Source organism: Oryzihumus sp. JJN4-3R (assembly GCF_057747915.1).
In genome coordinates this window covers 192,943-212,537 of sequence record NZ_CM173229.1, presented here as the reverse complement: position 1 = coordinate 212,537, position 19,595 = coordinate 192,943, and the positions used below count along the sequence as shown (strand labels likewise).

Sequence of the window (19,595 nt, the reverse complement as noted above, 5' to 3'; positions counted from 1 at the left end):
CCGTCAGCCCGGCACCCGCAGCGAGGCGCGCACCTTCTCGAACAGCGCGCGCTGGGCCTGGAGCTCGGAGGAGGGAGCGAACATCGTCAGCAGCACCTGGTCGCCCTGCGGTGTGGTCAGGACGTCGATGATCAGGCCCAGGCTGGCGGTCGCGCCGGTCGGCGCGGTGAGCACCCCACTGAGCTCGACCCCGCGGAGGCCGCCTGCGGCGACAGGCTGCTGGCCGGCCAGCAGCTGCGTCCCCACCGGCATGGACTGGCGCACCGCGTCGGGGAACGACGGCGACGACGGGCTGACCGAGCTGAAGCCCGAGGACAGGTAGACCCCGACCGCGTCACCGGGAGAGGTCTGCAGCAGACGCCGCATGGCCGTCCAGCCCTGGTCGGCCCCGTTGCCGAAGAAGACGTCACCCGACACGTCGGGTCGGGCCGCGATGACCGCCTCCGTCCCCTGGCTCTCGCGCACCGTCCATGCGCCGGGGTAGCGCAACGACAGCGGCACGGTGCTGTTGCCCGGGCGGTAGACGCGGTTGAGGTCCTGCCCACGGGAGGGCAGCCACCACAGCAACGCCACCGCCACCACGGCCACCACCACGACCGCCGCGACCGTGGTCAGCACCCAGCGACGGGACCGTCGCGTCGTGCTCGACCCGGTGGCGGTGGAGGCCGTGGTCGCCGAGGTTCCCTCCGCGGACACCACCGACGCCTGCTCCTGCCACGAGGCCATGTCCGGGGCGTCCGTGGTGTCCGGGCTGTCCGCGGTGCCCGGCTCGCCGTTCGCCTCCCAGCCACCCTCCGGTTCGGGCCACTCCTGCCCCTCCTCCGGTGACCAGGCCGGCTCGTCCTCGGCCGTCCACTCCTGGCCGGCCTCGGGGGCCCACTCCTGCCCGGCCCATGCGCCCTCCTCGGCCTCGGGCGCCCAGTCCTGACCTGACTCGGTCGGCCACGCCGGCGCGGAGGCCACGTCGCTCCATGCCGGCTCCTCCGCCCCTGCCTGCCCCGCCTCCGGCCCTGCCTCCCCCGCTTCCGGCTCTGCGGCTCCCGCCTCCGGCGGTGCGGCGGCCCCGGCCTCACCCGCGGCGGCGCTGGCGACTCCGGCTGTCAGCGGGGCGTCCGGGGTCACCGTCGAGCCGTCGTCGCCCGCCGTGCCGCCGGTCGCCGGGGCCGCAGGCCCACCGGACCCTCGGTCACGCACGGCCTCGGCCAGCGCGCGGACCATCTCGTGGCAGGACCCGTAGCGCTCCTCGGGGAACTTGGCCATCGCCCGGCTGACGACCGCGTTGACCGACGCCGGAAGGTCCGCGCGCAGCACGGACGGGGGTGGGGGCGGTTCGATGAGGTGCGCCCAGAGGACGGCCGCGTCGTCGTCCCGGCGGAACGGCACCCGTCCGGTGAGGCACTCGTAGAGCAGGCACCCCAGGGCGTACATGTCCGCGGCCGGTCCGACCGGCTTGCCCTGGATCTGCTCGGGGGCGACGTAGTCCACGGTCCCCAGGAAGTGGCCCGTCCCGGTCAGCCCGCCGGAGAGGGACGAGGTGCGCTTCGTCAGCCCGAAGTCGGTCAGGTAGACGTGCTCGGTGCTCACGTGGTCGCCGTGCTCGTGGGTCTGGGTGATCAGGATGTTGCCGGGCTTGACGTCCCGGTGGACCAGGCCGAGCTCGTGCGCGGCGTCGAGCGCCTCACCGATCTGGGCGAACAACCTCACCGCGCGGTCCGGGTCCAGGGCCCCGTCACGCGCAAGCAGGTCCTTCATGTCGCTGCCCACGACGTAGCGCATCGCGATGAACAGGACGCCGTCCGCGTCCCCCGCCTCGTAGATCGGCACGATGTTGGGGTGGTCGAGGGAGGCCGCCAGCCGGGACTCGCGGATGAACCGCTGCCGGAACTGCTCGTTGGCGGCCAGCGAGCTCGAGAGAAGCTTCAGGGCCACCTTGCGCCCCAGCCGGGTGTCCTCCGCCCGGTAGACCGTGGCCATGCCGCCCCGGCCGATCACCGACTCGATCCGGTAGCCGGCGATCTCCGATCCTGTGGCCTGCTCGGTCATCCGCTGGCGCCGCCCGTCACGTCACCGGCTCGCCGCACCAACCGCAGAACCGGTCGCCGGCCGCGAGGCGGCCACCACAGGTGGTGCAGAAGTTGCGGGCTCGCGTGGAGCCGGTCTCGGAGCCAGGGGCGGCTCCGCCCATGGAACCGGGGCGCACCGGCCCCTCCCCGGGTGCGGGCCGCACCGCCGATCCGCTCGGGCGACCCCCGACCGAGGCCCCCGCCGCCCGGACCGGTTCCCCACCTGCGCCCGGCCGTTGCGGGCCGCCCGGGGCCGGCGGACCACTGGACGACGGTGCCGTCCGCGAGGGCGCTGCCCCCGGCCCGCCTCCCGGGGGACGGCCTCCCCCAGCCGCCGGTCCGGCGGTGGCCGGGTCGCGGGGCGCACCCGGGCCACCCGGCGTCGGGCCGAGTGGGCGCGACACCGGGCGGGAGACGCCTGCCGCAGCTCCGGCCGCTGCGCCCGTCGCCGCTCCCGCCGCTGATCCGGCCGCAGACCCTGCCGCCGTCGGAGTGGTCGGCCCGGGCCCGGAGGGGCCGGCGCCGGCGGGAGTCGGCGTCGGACGCGAGGGGGTGGACCCGGCGGGGGCCGCTGCCCGGGGGCCGCCCGCTCCGGGCGGCGCAGAAGGCGGACGCCCCACGCCCGGCCTCGAGCCCTGGGGTCCCGCGGCCCCGGGACCACCCGGCGCACCGCGCCCACCGGCACCTCCGGTCGCACCAGGACCTCCGGGCGGGCCGGGCGTACCCGACGCACCCGGGGCGCGCGCAGCACCGGCCGCCATGGCAGCCGGTGCGGCACCGGCCGGCACGGGCTCCCGGGCCGTCGCCGCGTCCGGGCCCGGCCCGCCGGTCCCCTCGCGCCGGCGTCGCCGGAGGAGCAGCGCCACGAGGAGCCCGACCAGGATGAGGCCGAGGAGGACCAGGCCGGCGACCAGCCACGGAGAGATGCCCGACGAGCTGTGGGTGGCTGCCTGCCCAGGCATCTGCCCAGGCATCTGCCCGGACATCTGCCCGGACGGGCTGCCCTGCAGCTTCACCGCCTGGGCGAGGTTCGTGCGGGCGGGGACGTGACCGGGGAACAGCGCCAGGGTGTTGCGGAACCCGGTGAGCGACCGTGCATACCCGTGGTTCTTGAAGTCGTGCATCGCCCTCTCGAAGGAGATGTCGGCCGGCCCACGCAGGGGGGTGACGTTGGCGCGGCTCAGCGCGGTCGCGATCGCTGCGGCACCCACGATGCGTGACAGGCCACCGGAGGAGGCCGCGCCTGTGGGCGCACCGGTCGACGAGCCATTCGCGGACCCCGTCGCCGAGCCGGTCGCGGACCCCGTCGCGGACCCACCTCCGGACGCCGGAGTCGAGGGACTGCCGCTCGCCCCGGAGCTGCCCGTCGTCGAGCCGGCCGCCGGCGGCACGAGGAAGCCGATGACCTGGCCCATCTCGGCAACCAGAGGACCGCCCTGCACCCCGGCGACGACGTCACGGTCCAGCTTGGCGGCGTCCGCCGCCTCGGTGCCGGTGAACCCGGTCGTCTTCAGCACGCTGCCACCCACAGTCGCCAGGTGCGTGTTCGTCATGAGCAGCGGGTGCGCGGCCCCGGGCACCCCGGTGAAGCCCAGCGACGCCAGGGCGTGGGCGCCGGCCGACGACTTGGCGAGGTCGACCGTCGGCATGCTCGTCGCGCCGGTCACCCGCAGCACCGTCACATCGTTGGTGTGGGCGATGACGTTGGCAGGCAGGTTGCCGTAGCGCTGCTGCGATGTCACGTACGGGAAGACCCGGTAGTCCCAGGTGGCGTGCACGACGCAGCCGCCGGCGTCGTTGGTCTTCTGCGGCGTGTAGCAGGCCTGGAGCCGCTGCTCCGTGGTGTCGGAGACGGGCCCGATGTGGTGCTCCGAGAACGGGTCTGCCGGCAGCGGCGCCGCCGACCCGTAGTGCTGGTGGAAGGCCTGGTTGACGGCGTACACCTGGGCGCTGCGCAGGTCGCCCGAGCTCAGCTCGCCCGTCGTCACGACCGCCCCGGTGGGGTCGACGACGAAGCCGCTGGCCGCCTTGAGGACCGGGTCCCACACGCTCGGGATGATCCCGATGTGGACGCCGAAGGGGTCGCCCACCTGCTTGTGCTCGATGAGGGCCACCTCGACGTGGGCGCGCGCCTCGACGTAGACGACGGCCGGCTCGGTGAGCTCGGTGGGGGTCGGGTGGACGTGCGCGACGGCCGTGGAGACGGGCCCGAGGACCAGGGCAGCGACGACGCCTGCCCCCACGGAGAGGGCACGGGTGCTGCGATGACCGGTCATGACGCGCTCCGCTCGACGTGGCAGGACAGCCGATGTCCGCGGCGGACTCATCCATCCAAAACCCGTTGTCGGGGGGTGTCAACGGACGCGTGAAGCCCTTGTCCGGTAACGGAATACGCCTTTCGGACTAGGCCGGGCGACCACGTCGGCCCCTCGCCCCGCCGCCGGGAGCCGGGACGGTCAGGCGCGCACCCGCAGACCGGAGGGCAGGGGCGTGTCGAGGACCTCCAGCGCATGGGCCAGCCGGTCCGGCTTGAGCTGGCACCAGCTCCCCAGCGCGAGCCGCGCCAGGGCCACCTGCCGGTATGCCGCGACGCGGCTCAGCAGCGCGTCCGCCCCTGCGGGGTCGGCCGCCAGGTAGGCCTCGAGGAAGTGGCGCTCCGGCTCCTCACCGGGCTCCTCGGGCCGCCGGCCCGCGGCGCGCGCCTTGCGCGTCGTCACGGCGAGGTGGCCGATGAACTGCCCCACGTCCAGGGCCGGCTCCCCGGTGCAGGCGTGGCCCAGGTCCACGATGCTGCTCATCGGACCGTCGAAGATGACCCGCGAGGCGGTGAGGTCCCCGTGGCAGAAGCCGGTCGGTCCCGCGCCGTCGTCGGCGGCCAGCGCGGCGGCCAGGTGGGTCTGCAACCGCGCCGCGAGCGCCGGGGCCAGCGGCGCCACGGCGTCCAGGTCGGCCCGCAGGGCCTCGACGTCGCCGGCGAGGGTCCGGGTCGGCCCCAGCCGCAGCCCGCTCCCGTGCAGCGTGGCGGCGATCCGGGCGCTGGTCCGCGTCGCGGACTCCACGGTCAGCTCTCCCGGCCCCGGCGGCGGTGCCCCGGTCTGTCGCGCGCGGATGAGGCCCGGCAGCAGCGGCGTGCCGGGCAGCGCCTCCAGCAGGACGAGCCCGAGGTCCGGCGCGATGCCCTGCAGCCGCGGCACCAGGAAGGGGTGGGCCGCCTCGCCGCTCGCCTCGAGCTGGGCCCGCAGGGCCGTCGCGACCCGCCCCACCAGGCGGCAACGGTCGTCCGCGTCGACGCGGCCGTAGACGACCTGCTTCACCGTGCGTCCCGACGGCGCCAGGCGCCAGACCAGCTCGTGGCGCAGCACCGCGTGGCCGCGCCGCGCGTACTGGACGACGCCGGTGCGGCAGGACTCCAGTCCGAGCCCGTCCAGGGAGGCGGCCAGCCCCGGCTCCAGGGCCCGGGTGATCCGGTCGGTGTCCGTCGCCCCGACCAGCCCGGGCAGGTCGGGGTCGACCGGGAAGGCGTGGAGCACCATGGCCAGCTCGGGCACCACGTCGGCGGCCCGGATGAAGGGGGCCAGCTCCTCGCGGCCACCGGCCTGCTCGACCAGCGGCACGGTGCCGGTCAGCCAGCGCTGGGCGAGCTCGGCCACCGCGAAGACCCGTCCACCCACCACCGTCTCCACGGTGTGGCCGGACGCCACGTGCCGCAGCCCCACGCGGTAGCGCACGGTGGCCCCGGCCCGCGGCTCGACCACCGCCTTGCCCGGCGCGCACCAGTCCAGGGTCCACGACTCACGCAGCAGCGCCTGCAGCCGCGGCGCCATCGCCGCCTGGTCGAGGGCCTCGGCCAGGCCGGGCAGCGCGCGGGCGAGGGCGGGCGCGCGCAGCGGGTCGAGGTCGCTCTCCTCGAGGGTGACCGGTGAGGGGACGACGGCGCGGCCGGTGAGCTGCCGGAAGGTCTCCGCCGTGGCCGGCAGGGGCATGGCCTCGGTGAGGGCCGTCTCGAACTCCTCGGCCTCGCCGGCGCCGTCGGCCGGCACGGGCTCGGCCACCCCCATGGCCTGGCCGAACTGGCGCAGGTAGAGGTCGGCGTAGAGGCCGCCGCGCTCGAGCAGGTCCGCCGGGGTGCCTTCCTCCAGCACCCGGCCCGCCGAGATCACCAGGATGCGGTCGACGTCCCGGATGAGGTTGAGGTCGTGGGAGACGATGACGGTGGAGCGCCCGTGCACCAGGCCGTTCAGGGCCTGGCCGACCAGGTGGGTGGACTCGGCGTCCAGGCCCGTCGTCGGCTCGTCGAGCACGAGGACCGGGGTGTCCCGGATGAAGGCGCGGGCGATCGCCAGCCGCTGGCGCTGCCCGCCCGAGAGCGTCGCGGCCCGCTCCCCGAGGGGTGTGTCGTAGCCCTGTGGCATGGCGCTGACGAAGTCGTGGGCGTTGGCGAGGCGGGCCGCCGCCTCCACCTCCTCGCGGGTCGCGCCCTCCCGGCCGTAGGCGATGTTGTCGAAGACGGTCCCGGTGAACAGCACGGTCTCCTGCAGCACCATGCTGATCTGCGCCCGGAGCGAGGCGATCGTGAAGCCGCGGATGTCGTAGCCGTCGATGAGCACCGCCCCGGCGTGCGGGTCGTAGAGCCGCGGGAGGAGCTGGGCGATGGTGCTCTTGCCGGCGCCGCTGTGCCCGACGAGGGCGACCACCTCGCCGGGGGCGATGGTGAAGCTCACCTGGTCCAGGGCGGTCCGCAGCGGGGCGTCGTCACCGTCCTGGTCCCCGATCGGCTGGTAGGCGAAGCTGACGTCGCGGAACTCGATCTCGCCATACAGCGGTGGGGCCGGCACCGCGTCGGGGGCGTCGACGACGGCCGGCCGGCGGTCGAGCAGCTCGGTGATCCGCTCGACGCTGGCGTAGATCTTGCCGACGGTGTTCCACTCCTTGATGATCCGGCGGGTCGGCTTGAACATCCCCTGGATCAGCAGGATGAAGGTGACCAGGACGCCGGGCGCGATGACGCGGGAGTCGACGAGCCGGCTGCCGATGATGACGACCAGCGCGATGACGAGCGCCTCGAGCATGCTCACCGTGAAGCTGAACAGCGCCTCGAGCCGGGCGGTGCGCAGGACCGCGCTCATCGCCGAGCGGCTCTCCTTCGCGAACTTGCGCTCCTCGACCTCGCCGCGCCCGTAGGTCTGGACGACGCTGATCGAGGAGAGCATCTCCTGGGCGGTGGAGGCGAGGTCGCCCTCCCGGGCGCGCAGCTCCTTGGAGGCCGCCTTGATCCGGCTGGCGAAGGCGTTGGACATCACGGCGAGCACGGGCACGACGACCAGGGCGAGCACGGCGATGCGCCACGACTTCCAGAACAGGTAGCCCATCGTGCCGACCAGCAGCAGGACGCTGCCGAGCAGGTCGCTGACCGAGTCGCAGACGAACTCCTCCAGCGCCTGCACGTCGCTGGTGATCCGGCTGAGGACGTCACCGGTGCGGCGGCGCAGGTGGAACGCGAGCGAGAGCCGTTGGAGGTGGCCGAACATCGCGGCGCGCAGGTTGAAGCCCAGGGTGCGCCCGGCCTTGGCCAGGGAGATCTCGGCCGTCGAGTCGGACACGCTGTTGACCGCCGTGACGACCACGATGGCGACGGCGAGCACGGTGATCGTGGAGCCGTGGGAGGGGCGGAAGGAGAACAGCTGCCACGGGCGGCCGGACTTCAGGAAGTCGATCAGCGCCCCGATCAGGGTCGGCAGGGCAACCGTCGTGACGGCCTCGAGCGTGAGCAGCACCACGGCGAGGACCATGGTCCGTGTCTGTCCGACCGCGTAGCGCCGGAACAGCCCCACGGTCCTGCGGGTGTCGCCCCGCCCGCTCATCCCGCCCGGCCGTGCTCTCGCAGGATCGGCCAGGTCCGGGCGAACCCGGGGTGCAGCTCGAGGGCCTCCACGGCGGCCTCACGGACCCAGCGCAGCGCCTCGCTCTCGGCGTTGGCCCGCACGGAGAGCAGGTGCGGTGCCTCGGCGATCACGGTGACGTAGGACCAGCCTCCGTGGTCGTCGACGACCTCGTCGACCAGGCGCACCATGGCTGCCGGGATCCCGGTCTCCTCCGCGGCCTCCCGCAGGGCGGCTTCCCGGGCGCTCTCGTGGCTGTCGCGGGCCCCGCCCGGCAGGCCCCAGGTGTCGCCGTGCGCGGTCCAGGCGGCGCGGTGCTGCATGAGGATCCGGACCTCGCCGCCGGGGTCGCGGCTGCGGAGCATCAGTCCCGCCGCGCCGTGCACGCCCCAGTGCCGATGGCCCAGGGCGCAACGAGTCCAACCGTTCCCGTCGCCGTTCACCGACCCATCATCCCCCTCACGCAGGTCCGGCGTCCCCCGCCCATCGGGTGATGGTCACCTCATGGGGCGGCGCCCGGGGCGGGTCGGCGGGGCAGGAGACGCGCCGATGCAGGATGCTGGGCACATGCACCTGACCCGAGACCGCGCATGGGCCTAGGCGAACGCGCCCCCGAGTGGGACGAGTACGACTGGTATCCCGCGTCGCCCGCCGCGCCGCCGGCCCGCCGGACGCGCGGGGCCGGGACCCGTCCCTCCGGTCGGCCCGAGGCCTCCACGGCTGCGACCCACCAAGCTCCGGCCCACGAGGCACCGCCCCACGCGGCACCGGCCGCGGCGACAGCCTCGCCTGGCGCGGCCGGCACGGCGCCGGCCGACCTCGCCGGCCAGGGCGTCGCGAGCCTGGTCGTCGAGGAGCCGGTCGTCGAGGAGCTGGGCGTCGACGTGCAGGGTCTCGACGGACAGAGCCTCGAGGACGCCCTCGCCCAGTGGCTCGCCGACGACCCGGGGTGGGCCGCCCACCCCGGCGCCCGGCTGCTCCTGGTCGACCTCGACAACCTGCGGGCCGGTCGGGTGCGCTGGCAGGCGCGCATCGACGCGCTCGTCGCGCTGGCGGAGCGCTTCGACCACGTGGTCCTCGCCGGTCAGCACGACGCGGTGCGCCGGGCCCGCCCGCACCTGGGCCGCTACGAGGCCGCCACGCACGGGGTCGACGACGGCAGCGACCTGGCCGACCACATCCTGCTGGGCGCGGCCACCGCCCTGCACGACCGCGACCTGCACGTGGTCGTCGTGAGCAACGACAACATCTTCGCCCAGCTGGCCGCCCGCTGGCCGGTGTCGGTGATCAGTCCTGACTACCAGGCCCTCAGCGACCAGCTGCGCACGGCCGCCGGGCGCATCGTCGACCTGGCCTCGCTCGAGCGCGACCTCGCCGCCGCTCCGAGCCGCACCAGCCGTCGCGCACCCACCGGCCGCACCCGCAAGGGCGCGCCCGGCCGGGCCTGACGGACGCCCCCGCCCGGGCCTGACAGACGGCCCCCGGCCGCGCCCGGGCTGGCCCTCCGGTCCCGCACCAGAGGTCACGCACCGGAGGGCCCGGCCCCCGGACATGACGATGCCCCCGGCCCATCGGGCCGGGGGCATCGTGCTCGACCGCCGATCGGCGGTCAGCGATCAGATCGCGCGGACCTTCTCGGCCTGCGGGCCCTTGGGGCCCTGCGTGACGTCGAACTCCACGCGCTGCGCCTCGTCGAGGGAGCGGTAGCCGTTGGTGTCAATGGCGGAGTAGTGGACGAACACGTCCGGGCCGCCACCGTCCTGGGCGATGAAGCCGAAGCCCTTCTCCGCGTTGAACCACTTCACAGTGCCTTGTGCCATGGGGGTAACTCTTTCCTTCTAGCCGGTGGAACCCGCCCGTGTGGCGGGTCCCGGCTGCTGCAACGCCCACGACCAAGACCGAAGACTTTGATCCTTGTGAAAAAAGGCCCGCCTGATCGGCGGGCCCGTCCTTCGAGGAACTGCAACTGCAACCGCGTCAACCGTAACACGCCGGGCCGCTCGGGGGGCTGGTCCTCGACGGGCGTTCTTCGGGCACCCTCTGCGCCACCTCCATCCGTGCCCGCGGCTCGCCGGCACAAAGTCCCGGCGAGCGCAGTGAGGACGCCAATGGTTGACTCCGGTGCGTCAGGTCGACCCTCCCGGAAGGCTCCCTCATGAACCACCCCGCACGGAGAGGGTCCGGGCGCGGCGCGACCCTGGGCGTCGTCTCCGTCCTCGCCGCCAGCCTGGCCCTGGCCACCGGCACCGCGGCCACAGCCAGCCCCGCGCCCGCAGCCACCGCGACCCCTGTCGACAGCGCCACGGACAGCGCCACGGACAGCGGCCCGACCAGCCGCGAGCACGCCTTCGCCGCTGCGGCAACGGAGTTCGGCGTCCCGCAGTCGGTCCTGGAGGCCGTCTCCTACTCGTGGACCCGCTGGGAGGGCCACGCCGGCCAGCACAGCACCGACGGCGGCTACGGCCCCATGCACCTCGTCGACGCGACCTTCGCGCGCGACGGCCGGGACGGCATACCGACCGGCGACGCGAGCCCGGCCACGGACACCCTCGGCCACGCGGCGGCCCTGCTGGGCGTGCCGGCCGGGCAGCTGCGGGAGGACCCCTCCACCAACATCCGCGGTGGTGCGGCGCTGCTCGCGCAGCGGCAGCGCGAGCTCGGCCTGCCCACGGGCACGGCCAGCGACCCCGGCGCCTGGTACGCCGCCGTCGCGGACGCGAGCGGGTCGGGCGAGCGGTCCGCGGCGGTCACCTTCGCCGACGACGCGTATGCCGTGCTGGCCGCGGGCGCGTCCCGCACCACCGCGGACGGCCAGCAGGTCAGCCTGGCTGCCACGCCGAGCAGCCCCCGCCGCTCCGACGTCGCCCGCCTGCACCTGACCGACCCCCGGCAGGACCCCCGCCTGGACTGCCCGAGCAGCCTGGACTGCCAGTGGCTCGAGGCGCCGTACGCGCAGTACGGCCCGCACGCAGGCGACTACGGCAACCACGACATCGCCCACCGCCCGGCCTCGCCGCGGCTGACGACGATCGTCATCCACGACACCGAGGCCTCCTGGGCCAGCACGCTCAAGCTGGTGCAGGACCCGACCTACCTGGCGTGGAACTACAGCATCCGCTCCTCCGACGGTCAGGTCGTCCAGCACCTCGACCCGCGGGACGTCGGCTGGCACGCGGGCAACTGGTACGTCAACGCCCACTCCATCGGCATCGAGCACGAGGGCTTCGCCGCGCAGGGTGCCACGTGGTACTCCGAGCCGCTCTACCGAAGCTCGGCGAAGCTGGTGCGGCACCTGACCGACGAGTACGGCATCCCGCGCGACCGGGAGCACATCATCGGCCACGACCAGGTGCCCGGCACCGTCCCGTCCACGGTCAGGGGGATGCACTGGGACCCGGGCCCCTACTGGGACTGGGAGCACTACTTCGAGCTGATGGGCGCGCCCCTGACGGCCAGCCACGGGGCGCCCAGCGACGACGTGGTCCGGATCCTGCCCGGCTTCGCCCACAACACCCAGCCCGTGACCGGGTGTGACAAGGCCGGCCAGCCCTGCCCGGAGCAGGGGACGAACTTCGTCTCACTGCACACCGCCCCCGACGCCACCTCGCCGCTGGTCAACGACATCGGGCTGCGGCCCGACGGCAGCCCCGACACCACCGCCGTGTCCGACATCGGCGCACGGGCCACGGCGGGGGTCGACTACGCCCTCGCCGCCCGCTCGGGTGAGTGGACCGCGATCTGGTACCTCGGCCAGAAGGCGTGGTTCCTCGACCCGGCGGGCCGACGCACGACCAAGGCCGTCGGCGGGGTCCTGGTGACCCCGAAGCCGGGCCGGTCCTCGGTGCCCGTCTACGGGCGCGCCTACCCGGAGGCCGCGGCCTACCCGGCCGGCGAGACACCACAGGCCGTGGTGCCGCTGCAGTACTCCATCCCGGCCGGCCAGCGCTACGTGCTCGCGGACGCGACCGTCCCGACCGACTACTACAAGGCCAAGACGTTCTCCGCCGACACCCCCGGCGACCACGTCGACATCGTGGGTCAGGACCGCTACTACCTGATCTCGTTCGGCCACCGGGTCGGCTACGTGCGCGCCGCCGACGTGGACGTCGTCCGGCCCTGACCGTGCCCGGCCTGCACCGGACCGTCGTCACGAGGGACCGGCCCGACGATGACCGGCCTGACCGCGGACCGGCCTGACCGCGGCCTACCTGACGCGGGTCCTGCATGACGAAGGGGGCGTCCCGACCGGGGCGCCCCCTTCGTCATCCCGGCGGCATCATGCCAGCGCGTGAAGGGTCTCGCGCATGCGGCCCCAGACCACCAGGCCGGACGCGCCGGTCAACGCCGCCACGACCCAGACGGCGGCCGGGATGCCCCACGCGTCGGCGACGACGCCGGCGAGGAGGGCCCCCACCGCGAAACCGCCGTCGCGCCAGAGCCGGTAGACCCCCACGGCGCGGGCGCGCCACGCAGGGTGGGCGGCGTCCCCGACGGCGGCGAGCAGGGTCGGGTAGACCAGTGCGGTCCCGGCACCGAGCAGGGCCAGGGCCAGCGCCCACCCGGCGAAGGAGGTGAGGACGGCGACCAGCCCCAGTGCCACCGCCTGCAGCAGCATCCCGGCGACGATCAGCGGCTTGCGCCCGACCCGGTCCGACCAAGCCCCGGTCACGAGCTGGCCCACGCCCCACACCGCCGGGTAGATGGCGGCGAGGACCCCGATCCGGGCGACCCCGACACCGTGGGCCGCGAACAGCACGGGGAACAGCCCCCACGCCAGGCCGTCGTTGAGGTTGTTCACCATCCCGGCCTGACTGGCCGCCGAGAGGCTGCGGTCGCGGAAGCTGGTGAGGGCCGCGACCTGACCGGTCGACAGGTGCTGCCCGCCCGCGTGCTCACCGTCCGTGCTCAGCGACGCCTCGAGGCGCGCATGGCCGCGCGTCTCGTGGACGAGGAGGGTGGACACGCCCAGGCCGAGCCCGGCGAAGGCGACCCCGAGGAAGAACGGCTCCGGCCGCAGCCCCGCGCGCGCCGCGATGAACCCGGTCGCCAGGGCGGTCAGCGCGACCGCGCCGTAGCCGGCGGCCTCGTTGAGCCCCATCGCCAGCCCGCGCCGGGTGGACCCCGCGAGGTCGATCTTCATGACCACCGTGGTCGACCAGGCCAGACCCTGGTGGATGCCCAGCAGCACGTTGGCGAGGACGATCCAGCCCCAGGAGGGAGCCAGCATCAGCAGGGGTGGCACCGGCAGGGCAAGGAGCCACCCGGCGACGAGGACCGGCTTGCGCCCGTAGCGGTCGGCGAGCTGCCCGGCCACGAAGTTCGTCGCCGCCTTGGTGGCCCCGAAGGCCAGGATGAAGGTGAGCCCGGCGCTGTAGGCCGTGAGGTGGAAGACCTGCCCGGCCAGGAGCGGCAGCACCGTGCGCTCCTGGCCGAGCATCCCGCCGACGAGGGCGTTGACCCCGACGAGCAGGCTGAACTGCGCCAGGTTGGCCCGCAGCCCCAGCTCGACCCGCTCGCCCACGACGGCCCTCCCGGTCATGCGCGGCTGCCGTCGAGCTCCTCGAGGACGCCTGCGAGGTCGCTGGAGGCGCCACCGCGGTTGTACGGCAGCTTCGACAACAGCATGCCCATCGCGCAGCTGTCCGTCAGCGCTGCGACCGACAGGCCCGTGCCGATCGCCGCGGCGACCCACTTCAGCGGCGGGAGCAGGACGCTGCCCACCACGCCGGCGACCACGAGGGAGCCGGCGACCAGCCGCACCTGCCGCTCAAGGTCCCAGTGCTCCGCGCCGCGGTTCACCGGGGCGCCGGCGTCGACCCAGGCGTTCACCCCGCCGTCGAGGACGTGCAGCGGCAGCCCGGTCCCCGCCAGCAGCGCCTCGGCCTGCCCGGCCCGGGCGCCGGAGCGGCAGACGAGCACCGCGGGCTGGTCGAGGCGGAGCGCGAGCTCGTCGCGGTGCTCGCGCAGCAGGTCCAGCGGCACGTTGGCCGACCCCGGGATGTGCACGGCGGCGAACTCCGCCGGGGTCCGGACGTCCAGCACCCGCGGGGTGCTGTCCTCCTCCAGCCAGGCGCGCAGGTCGACGACGTCGAGCCGGGCGGGGCGGGTCGGCGCAGGGGCAAGGGTCATGAGGGGAGTTCCTTTCGTATGACGGGCGCGCGGCCTGGGTGCCGCGCGCCCGGAAGGGCACGGCCGGGCAGCGAGCCGTCAGGCTCCGGCGGCCGTGCTCAGACCAGCTGGGGGACGCTGCGTGCGGCGGTGTAGAGCGCGACCAGCACGAGCAGGACGGTGAACGCGGTGGCCAGGCGCTGGGGGCTGACCCGCGTGGCGACCCGGCCGCCGAGCAGGCTGCCGAGGATGGCCGCAGCGGTGAACGCCGCGAGCAGCGGCCAGTCGAGGTGGATGCCGTGACCGAGCCGGGCCGCGAGCGCCGTGGCGCTGTTGACCACGATCACCAGGAGCGAGGTGCCCACGGCGACCGGCATGGTGAACCCCAGCGCGAGCACCAGCGCCGGGACCACGGCGAAGCCCCCGCCGACCCCGAAGAAGCCGGTGAGCAGGCCTACCAGGGTGGCGGTCACCACGACCTTGACGGCGCGCGGGCAGTCGCAGGCGAAGCGCGGGGAGAACGTGAGGACCGGCAGGCCGTCGGAGGCGTCCTCCTCACCGGCGTGCAGCCCGCTGCGGCTGCGCCGTCGGCGCACGACCATCACTGCCGCGACCACCAGCATGAGGACGGAGAACGCCGCCAGCAGGACCGCGCTCGGGACGCTGGCGGAGAGCCGCGACCCGGCCCACGACCCGGCGATGCCGAGCACCCCGAAGGCCAGGCCCTGCCCGAGGCGGACCCGCCCGTGCCGGTGGTGCGCGAGCACCCCGGCGAGGGCGGTCACGCCCACGACGAGCAGGGAGCCCGTGGTGGCTGCGCGGGCGTCCTGGCCAAGCAGGTAGACCAGCGCCGGGACGGTGAGGATCGACCCCCCACCGCCGAGCGCGCCCAGGCTGAGCCCGATCAGCAGCCCGACGGGGACCGCGACGGCCAGCAGCGTCACGCGTGGACCCCGGCGGCCTCCACGACCAGCGGCAGCCCCGCCTGTGCGGCGGACTCCTCGAAGCTGTCGTCCACCGCCACCACGTGGCGGCCGGCGGCGGCGAGGATCGAGGCCGCGACGGAGGCGCGGTAGCCACCGGCACAGTGCACCCACACCTCGCCCGGCGGCACCTCCTCGACTCGGCGGAGCACCTCGTGGATCGGGATGCTCACCGCGCCGTCGATGTGGCCGTCGACCCACTCCGGGGTGCGCCGGACGTCCAGGACGACGACGGGGCGGTGGTGGCGCACCTGGGCCAGGTCCGCGAACGTCGCCGTCTCGAAGCGGGCGAGCTCGCCGTCGGTCCACTGGCGCGGGCCGCCCGTCGCGGCAGCGGCGGGCCGGTCGATGCCGATCCGGACCAGCTCACGCTGCGCCTCGGCGACCTGCTCAGCGGTCTCACCCAACAGGGTCACCGGCGTCCCCCACGGGATCAGCCACCCGAGGTAGGTCGCGAGCTGGCCGTCGAGGCCGAAGTTGAGCGTGCCCGGGACGTGCCCGGCGGCGAACGCGGTGCGCTCGCGCAGGTCCACCAGCCACTCCCCCGCCTCGAGGCGACGGCGCAGCTCCGCGGCATCGGCCATCGAGGGCGGGGTCAGGTCGGCGGCCTCGGGGCCGGCAGCGTTGGCCGGTCCCATGTGGACGTAGTAGGCCGGGTAGGCGTCGAGCCCGGCGACGATCTCGCTGACGTAGCGTTCCTCGTCCTGCGTCAGCGCGGGGTTCACCCGCTTCTCCTGGCCGATCGTCGAGGCAGTGGCCTCGGACTGGGTGGCGGAGCAGAAGCTGCCGAAACCGTGGGTGGGCAGCACCTGGGCCTGCTCGGGCAGCTCGGCGGCGAGGCGGTGCGCCGAGGCGTGCTGGTGCCGCGCGAGGTCGTCGGTGTGCTCGGGCCCGAGCAGGTCGGGGCGCCCGGTGGAGCCGAACAGCAGCGAGCCGCCGGAGAACACCGCGGGACGCTCACCCTCCAGGGCGTAGGACAGGTGGGTGAAGGTGTGACCCGGGGTTGCGATGACCCGCAGCCGCAGCGTCGGGCTGACCTCCACCACGTCGCCGTCGCGGATGGGCAGGCGCTCGTAGGCGACCTCGTCCGCGGCGTTCACGAGGTAGGCCGCACCGGTGTGGCGAGCCAGGGCCAGGCCCCCGGTGACGTAGTCGTTGTGCAGGTGCGTCTCGAGGACGTGCGTGATCCTCACCCCCGCTTCACGCGCCAGGTCGAGCACGCGGTCGATGTCCCGCTGCGGGTCCACGACGAAGGCGACCCGCCCGTCGTGCACCAGGTAGCTGCGGTCACCCAGGCTGGGGGTGTCGATCGGGACGATGGTGGTGGACATCAAGAGGTCCTTTCCGGGCTCAGTGTGTCAGGGAAGCGGCTGGTGCAGCGGGTCACGCGGCGTGGGGACGGGGACCGCGTACGACCGGATGGCCCGCCTTGGCCCAGGCCGCCGTGCCGCCGGCCACGGACCAGGCGTCGAAGCCGGCCCGCAGGAGGAACGCCGTCATGGCCAGGCTGCGGTTGCCGCTGGCGCAGATGACATAGAGGGGGACGTCGCGCGGGAGCTCACTGACGCGGGAGGCCACCTGCCCCATGGGCAGCAGCTCCGCCCCGGGCACGTGCCCGGCGACGTACTCCCCGGGCTCGCGCACGTCGATGACGCGGGCGCCACCGGCATGGGCAGTGGTGAACTCCGGCAGGGTGATCTCGCGCATGAGGCTCTCCGATCGTCCAGCGCTGTCGCATACCCCCTGGGGTATCTGATGCCAGCAACGGTAGCCCCCTGCCCGCCATTCCTGCCGACCGCCCGCACGGCTCGTGACATACCCCACAGGGTATGCAGCGGCCGGTGGCCACCCGGGGACGTGCGGCACGGAATACGCAGTCACCCTTCTGGCCTTGATACCCCCGGAGGTATGTTTCCTCCAGCGCCCGGGGCGGTTGCGTCCCCTCCCGCCCCGGGCGCAACCACGCCACTACCCCCACGCCGCGACACACGCCGCAACACACACGCCGCGAGCCACACGCCGCGCACCCGGAGGAACACATGAGCTACGCCATCACGGCCACGGTGGGCCGGCCTTTCGCCGAGACCCTCGCCGCAACCCGTGAGGCCCTGGCAGAGCAGGGTTTCGGCGTCCTCACCGAGATCGACCTCCAGGCGACGCTGCGCGCCAAGCTGGACGTCGAGGTCCCGGCCCAGGTGATCCTGGGCGCCTGCCGCCCGCCACTGGCCCACGCCGCCCTGCAGGCCGAGCCGTCCGTCGGGCTGCTGCTGCCGTGCAACGTCGTGGTGCGGGCGCTCGACCAGGACACCACGGCGGTGGAGGCCCTCGACCCGCAGGTCATGGTCGGCCTCACCGGCAACCCGGCCCTCGTCTCCGTCGCGAACGAGGCCACGCAGCGGCTCACGGCCGCACTGGCGACCCTGACCCGTTGACAGCACCATGGCCACCGGGACGACCCGGCGGCCTGAAGGAGAGATGGACATGCAGCTCGAACCCACCGAGATGGGCCCGGTGCTCAACCGCCTCAAGCGAGCCCAGGGTCAGCTGGCCGCGGTGACCCGGATGATCGAGGAGGGCCGCGACTGCGCCGACGTCGTGACCCAGCTCGCGGCGGTCAACCGGGCGCTGGATCGCGCAGGCTTCGCGATCATCTCCACCGGCCTCAAGCAGTGCCTCGCCGAGCCGGGCGGCGCCGAGAGCCTGGACACCCAGCGCATGGAGAAGCTGTTCATGTCCCTGGCCTGAGGCGCCGGGAGCAACGGCCCCGAACGCTGCTCACGCCTCCTTGACCTCACGCCTCCTTGACGACGGCGTACCAGACCCGGTCGGCGACGCGGGCCTCCGCCTCGGCCAGCTCCAGCATCCGCCGGTAGAGCTCGCGCCGGTTCACGGCGAGGCGCAGGTCCTCCACCGAGAGGGAGTCCCGCATCGCCGCGCGGTAGCGCTTCTCCATCCGCCGGTCGGCCGCCACGGCCGCGTCCGCGTGCGCCGTCGCCTGGTCGGGGTCGGCCATGAGGAGGGCCAGCCCGGCCGCCAGCTCGCGGACCCCGTCGAGCGCGATGCCGGCCATGTCGGCCAGTGCCTCGTCGGGCTCCAGCTCGAGCGCCTCGGCCTCCCGCACAACGTTCTTGGCGGTGTTGAGCACGACGTCCAGGCGCTCCGAGAGGGTGAACACGTCCTCCTGGTCGATCGGCGTGCTGAACGCGGCCCGGAGCTGGCGCGAGAGCTGGCGTCGGATGGCGTCGGCCGCGTGCTCGGCCTCGCGCACCTCGCCGGCGGCGTCGGCTCCGCCCGCCCAGGAGACCAGGGCCTCCATGCCGCCGATGGTGACGCGCGCCTGCTCCCCGAGCGTGCCCAGCACGTCGGGGGTCTGCGGCAGGAACCAGTGCTTCACGTGACCCCCTTGACGACCAGGCCGCCCACCGCGCCCAGGACCGCCGAGACGGGCAGGGTCACGACCCACGCGAGCAGGATCTCGCGGACCACGGGCCAGCGCACGTGCCTCCACCGCCGGGCGGTGCCCACCCCGACGACGGAGGACGCGACGACGTGGGTGGTGCTCACCGGGGCCCCCACCGCGGCCGCCGCCCCGATCACGAAGGCGCTCGAACCCTGGCTGGCGAGGCCGTCCAGCGGCCGGATGCGGTAGATCCCCCGGCCGACGGTGCGGGCGATCCGCCACCCACCGAGGGCCGAGCCGAAGGTGAGCGCCCCCGCGCAGAGGGCCTTGACCCACAGCGGGACAGCGAACGTCGACACCCCTCCGGAGACCAGCAGTGCCAGGGTGATCACGCCCATGGTCTTCTGCGCGTCGTTGGTGCCGTGGGCGAAGGCCAGGGCCGCCGCCATCGGCCACTCCGCCCGGCGAACGGGTCGCTCGACCGCGCGGCTGGCCCGGCGCAGCGCCCGGCGCCCGGCCAGCTCGGCCGCCAGACCGCCGACGACCCCGACGACCGGGGAGAGCGCCAGTCCCGCGAGCACCCCGAGCACGCCGGACGGGTGGAGGCCGCTCAAGCCGCCCCAGTTCACGGCCTGCACGCCTCCACCGACGGCCGCCGCCCCGACGAGGCCGCCGACGAGGGCGTGCGAGGAGGACGAGGGCAGCCCCCACCACCAGGTGAGCAGGTTCCACGTCAGCGCCGCGGTCACGGCGGCCACCAGGACGCCGAGGGTGCCAGAGGGCTCGACCTTGACGATGCCGCCCACGGTGTCGGCCACCGCCGTCCCCGCGACCACCGGGCCGAGCAGGTTGAACACCGCGGACAGGGTCACGGCGGCCAGCGGGGTCGCGGCGCCTGTCCCCACCAGGGCCGCCGTCACGTTGGAGGAGTCGTGGAACCCGTTGGAGACGTCGAACGCCACCGCCAGGACGACGAGGACGGCCACGGCCCACTGCATGGCCTCAGTGAAGCCCCCCGGCGCGCCGACCACCATCCACAGCGGGGTGACCCGCCGCCCCGACTGCGTCCGCCCGCACTTGGGGCGAATCCACCCCAACTGCAACACGATCGTTGCCATAAGTCCCTATGTGAGGTTCTGGCGCACGAGAGGATTGCGGTGGT

16 protein-coding genes are annotated in these 19,595 nt (G+C 74.4%); 4 read left to right on the top strand and 12 right to left on the bottom strand.

The window, feature by feature from the left end:
- Window positions 1–3: 3 nt before the first annotated feature.
- The 4 genes from AC3ANM_RS00915 to AC3ANM_RS00900 all read right to left on the bottom strand — a co-directional run bounded on the left by AC3ANM_RS00915 (window position 4) and on the right by AC3ANM_RS00900 (window position 8,307).
- On the bottom strand, window positions 4–2,043 hold the full coding sequence (locus AC3ANM_RS00915) for a serine/threonine-protein kinase (protein ID WP_488286263.1): 2,040 nt from the start codon (window positions 2,041–2,043) through the stop codon (window positions 4–6).
- A 16-nt stretch (window positions 2,044–2,059) separates the two neighbouring features.
- A complete protein-coding gene (locus tag AC3ANM_RS00910) occupies window positions 2,060–4,339 on the bottom strand; it encodes a hypothetical protein (RefSeq protein WP_488286262.1) in 2,280 nt (759 codons plus the stop codon).
- A 180-nt stretch (window positions 4,340–4,519) separates the two neighbouring features.
- The gene (locus AC3ANM_RS00905; protein WP_488286261.1) at window positions 4,520–7,852 is read right to left on the bottom strand and encodes an ABC transporter transmembrane domain-containing protein; all 3,333 of its coding nucleotides are present in this window, start codon (window positions 7,850–7,852) and stop codon (window positions 4,520–4,522) included.
- A gap of 68 nt (window positions 7,853–7,920) precedes the next feature.
- Window positions 7,921–8,307: an NUDIX domain-containing protein gene (locus AC3ANM_RS00900; protein WP_488286260.1), complete on the bottom strand. Its 387-nt coding sequence runs from the start codon at window positions 8,305–8,307 to the stop codon at window positions 7,921–7,923.
- Window positions 8,308–8,532: 225 nt separating this feature from the next.
- On the opposite strand from AC3ANM_RS00900, the gene AC3ANM_RS00895 reads away from it, so the two are divergent.
- Window positions 8,533–9,390 (top strand): hypothetical protein, encoded by an 858-nt coding sequence (locus AC3ANM_RS00895; RefSeq protein WP_488286259.1) that lies wholly within the window; start codon window positions 8,533–8,535, stop codon window positions 9,388–9,390.
- A 168-nt stretch (window positions 9,391–9,558) separates the two neighbouring features.
- On the opposite strand, the gene AC3ANM_RS00890 is transcribed toward AC3ANM_RS00895, so the two are convergent.
- Complete coding sequence (locus AC3ANM_RS00890) at window positions 9,559–9,762, bottom strand: cold-shock protein (protein WP_488286258.1); 204 nt, start codon at window positions 9,760–9,762, stop codon at window positions 9,559–9,561.
- Between the two features lie 335 nt (window positions 9,763–10,097).
- On the opposite strand from AC3ANM_RS00890, the gene AC3ANM_RS00885 reads away from it, so the two are divergent.
- Window positions 10,098–12,062, top strand: a complete 1,965-nt coding sequence (locus tag AC3ANM_RS00885; protein WP_488286257.1) for an N-acetylmuramoyl-L-alanine amidase — start codon at window positions 10,098–10,100, stop codon at window positions 12,060–12,062.
- Between the two features lie 156 nt (window positions 12,063–12,218).
- Here the strand turns inward: AC3ANM_RS00885 and AC3ANM_RS00880 are convergent, their stop codons facing one another.
- From AC3ANM_RS00880 to AC3ANM_RS00860, 5 genes are all read right to left on the bottom strand, one after another.
- Window positions 12,219–13,481, bottom strand: a complete 1,263-nt coding sequence (locus AC3ANM_RS00880) for an MFS transporter (RefSeq protein ID WP_488286256.1) — start codon at window positions 13,479–13,481, stop codon at window positions 12,219–12,221.
- Complete coding sequence (locus AC3ANM_RS00875; RefSeq protein ID WP_488286255.1) at window positions 13,478–14,071, bottom strand: rhodanese-like domain-containing protein; 594 nt, start codon at window positions 14,069–14,071, stop codon at window positions 13,478–13,480. Before AC3ANM_RS00875 ends, AC3ANM_RS00880 begins: the two co-directional genes overlap by 4 nt.
- 98 nt (window positions 14,072–14,169) lie before the next feature.
- Entirely contained in the window at window positions 14,170–14,994 is an 825-nt protein-coding gene (locus AC3ANM_RS00870; protein ID WP_488286254.1) for a sulfite exporter TauE/SafE family protein, read from the bottom strand.
- Complete coding sequence (locus AC3ANM_RS00865; RefSeq protein WP_488286253.1) at window positions 14,991–16,364, bottom strand: MBL fold metallo-hydrolase; 1,374 nt, start codon at window positions 16,362–16,364, stop codon at window positions 14,991–14,993. The genes AC3ANM_RS00870 and AC3ANM_RS00865 overlap by 4 nt, the downstream gene beginning before the upstream one ends.
- A gap of 52 nt (window positions 16,365–16,416) precedes the next feature.
- Entirely contained in the window at window positions 16,417–16,740 is a 324-nt protein-coding gene (locus AC3ANM_RS00860) for a rhodanese-like domain-containing protein (RefSeq protein WP_488286252.1), read from the bottom strand.
- A 332-nt stretch (window positions 16,741–17,072) separates the two neighbouring features.
- Here AC3ANM_RS00860 and AC3ANM_RS00855 point away from each other — a divergent pair, with 332 nt between their 5' ends.
- Together AC3ANM_RS00855 and AC3ANM_RS00850 are read left to right on the top strand one after the other, a co-directional pair.
- Window positions 17,073–17,465, top strand: a complete 393-nt coding sequence (locus AC3ANM_RS00855) for a DUF302 domain-containing protein (protein ID WP_488286251.1) — start codon at window positions 17,073–17,075, stop codon at window positions 17,463–17,465.
- Between the two features lie 49 nt (window positions 17,466–17,514).
- A complete protein-coding gene (locus AC3ANM_RS00850; RefSeq protein WP_488286250.1) occupies window positions 17,515–17,778 on the top strand; it encodes a metal-sensitive transcriptional regulator in 264 nt (87 codons plus the stop codon).
- Window positions 17,779–17,824: 46 nt separating this feature from the next.
- Here AC3ANM_RS00850 and AC3ANM_RS00845 read toward each other — a convergent pair whose 3' ends face one another.
- The gene (locus AC3ANM_RS00845) at window positions 17,825–18,427 is read right to left on the bottom strand and encodes a DUF47 domain-containing protein (RefSeq protein ID WP_488286249.1); all 603 of its coding nucleotides are present in this window, start codon (window positions 18,425–18,427) and stop codon (window positions 17,825–17,827) included.
- Window positions 18,424–19,431: an inorganic phosphate transporter gene (locus tag AC3ANM_RS00840; protein WP_488286248.1), complete on the bottom strand. Its 1,008-nt coding sequence runs from the start codon at window positions 19,429–19,431 to the stop codon at window positions 18,424–18,426. The genes AC3ANM_RS00845 and AC3ANM_RS00840 overlap by 4 nt, the downstream gene beginning before the upstream one ends.
- Window positions 19,432–19,595: the final 164 nt, after the last annotated feature.

Coding starts and splice junctions, on each gene's coding strand:
- AC3ANM_RS00915 (WP_488286263.1), bottom strand. CDS start 2,043: ATGACCGAGCAGGCCACAGGATCGGAGATCGCCGGCTACCGGATCGAG.
- AC3ANM_RS00910 (WP_488286262.1), bottom strand. CDS start 4,339: ATGACCGGTCATCGCAGCACCCGTGCCCTCTCCGTGGGGGCAGGCGTC.
- AC3ANM_RS00905 (WP_488286261.1), bottom strand. CDS start 7,852: ATGGTCCTCGCCGTGGTGCTGCTCACGCTCGAGGCCGTCACGACGGTT.
- AC3ANM_RS00900 (WP_488286260.1), bottom strand. CDS start 8,307: ATGCTCCGCAGCCGCGACCCCGGCGGCGAGGTCCGGATCCTCATGCAG.
- AC3ANM_RS00895 (WP_488286259.1), top strand. CDS start 8,533: ATGGGCCTAGGCGAACGCGCCCCCGAGTGGGACGAGTACGACTGGTAT.
- AC3ANM_RS00890 (WP_488286258.1), bottom strand. CDS start 9,762: ATGGCACAAGGCACTGTGAAGTGGTTCAACGCGGAGAAGGGCTTCGGC.
- AC3ANM_RS00885 (WP_488286257.1), top strand. CDS start 10,098: ATGAACCACCCCGCACGGAGAGGGTCCGGGCGCGGCGCGACCCTGGGC.
- AC3ANM_RS00880 (WP_488286256.1), bottom strand. CDS start 13,481: ATGACCGGGAGGGCCGTCGTGGGCGAGCGGGTCGAGCTGGGGCTGCGG.
- AC3ANM_RS00875 (WP_488286255.1), bottom strand. CDS start 14,071: ATGACCCTTGCCCCTGCGCCGACCCGCCCCGCCCGGCTCGACGTCGTC.
- AC3ANM_RS00865 (WP_488286253.1), bottom strand. CDS start 16,364: ATGTCCACCACCATCGTCCCGATCGACACCCCCAGCCTGGGTGACCGC.
- AC3ANM_RS00860 (WP_488286252.1), bottom strand. CDS start 16,740: ATGCGCGAGATCACCCTGCCGGAGTTCACCACTGCCCATGCCGGTGGC.
- AC3ANM_RS00855 (WP_488286251.1), top strand. CDS start 17,073: ATGAGCTACGCCATCACGGCCACGGTGGGCCGGCCTTTCGCCGAGACC.
- AC3ANM_RS00850 (WP_488286250.1), top strand. CDS start 17,515: ATGCAGCTCGAACCCACCGAGATGGGCCCGGTGCTCAACCGCCTCAAG.
- AC3ANM_RS00840 (WP_488286248.1), bottom strand. CDS start 19,431: ATGCAGTGGGCCGTGGCCGTCCTCGTCGTCCTGGCGGTGGCGTTCGAC.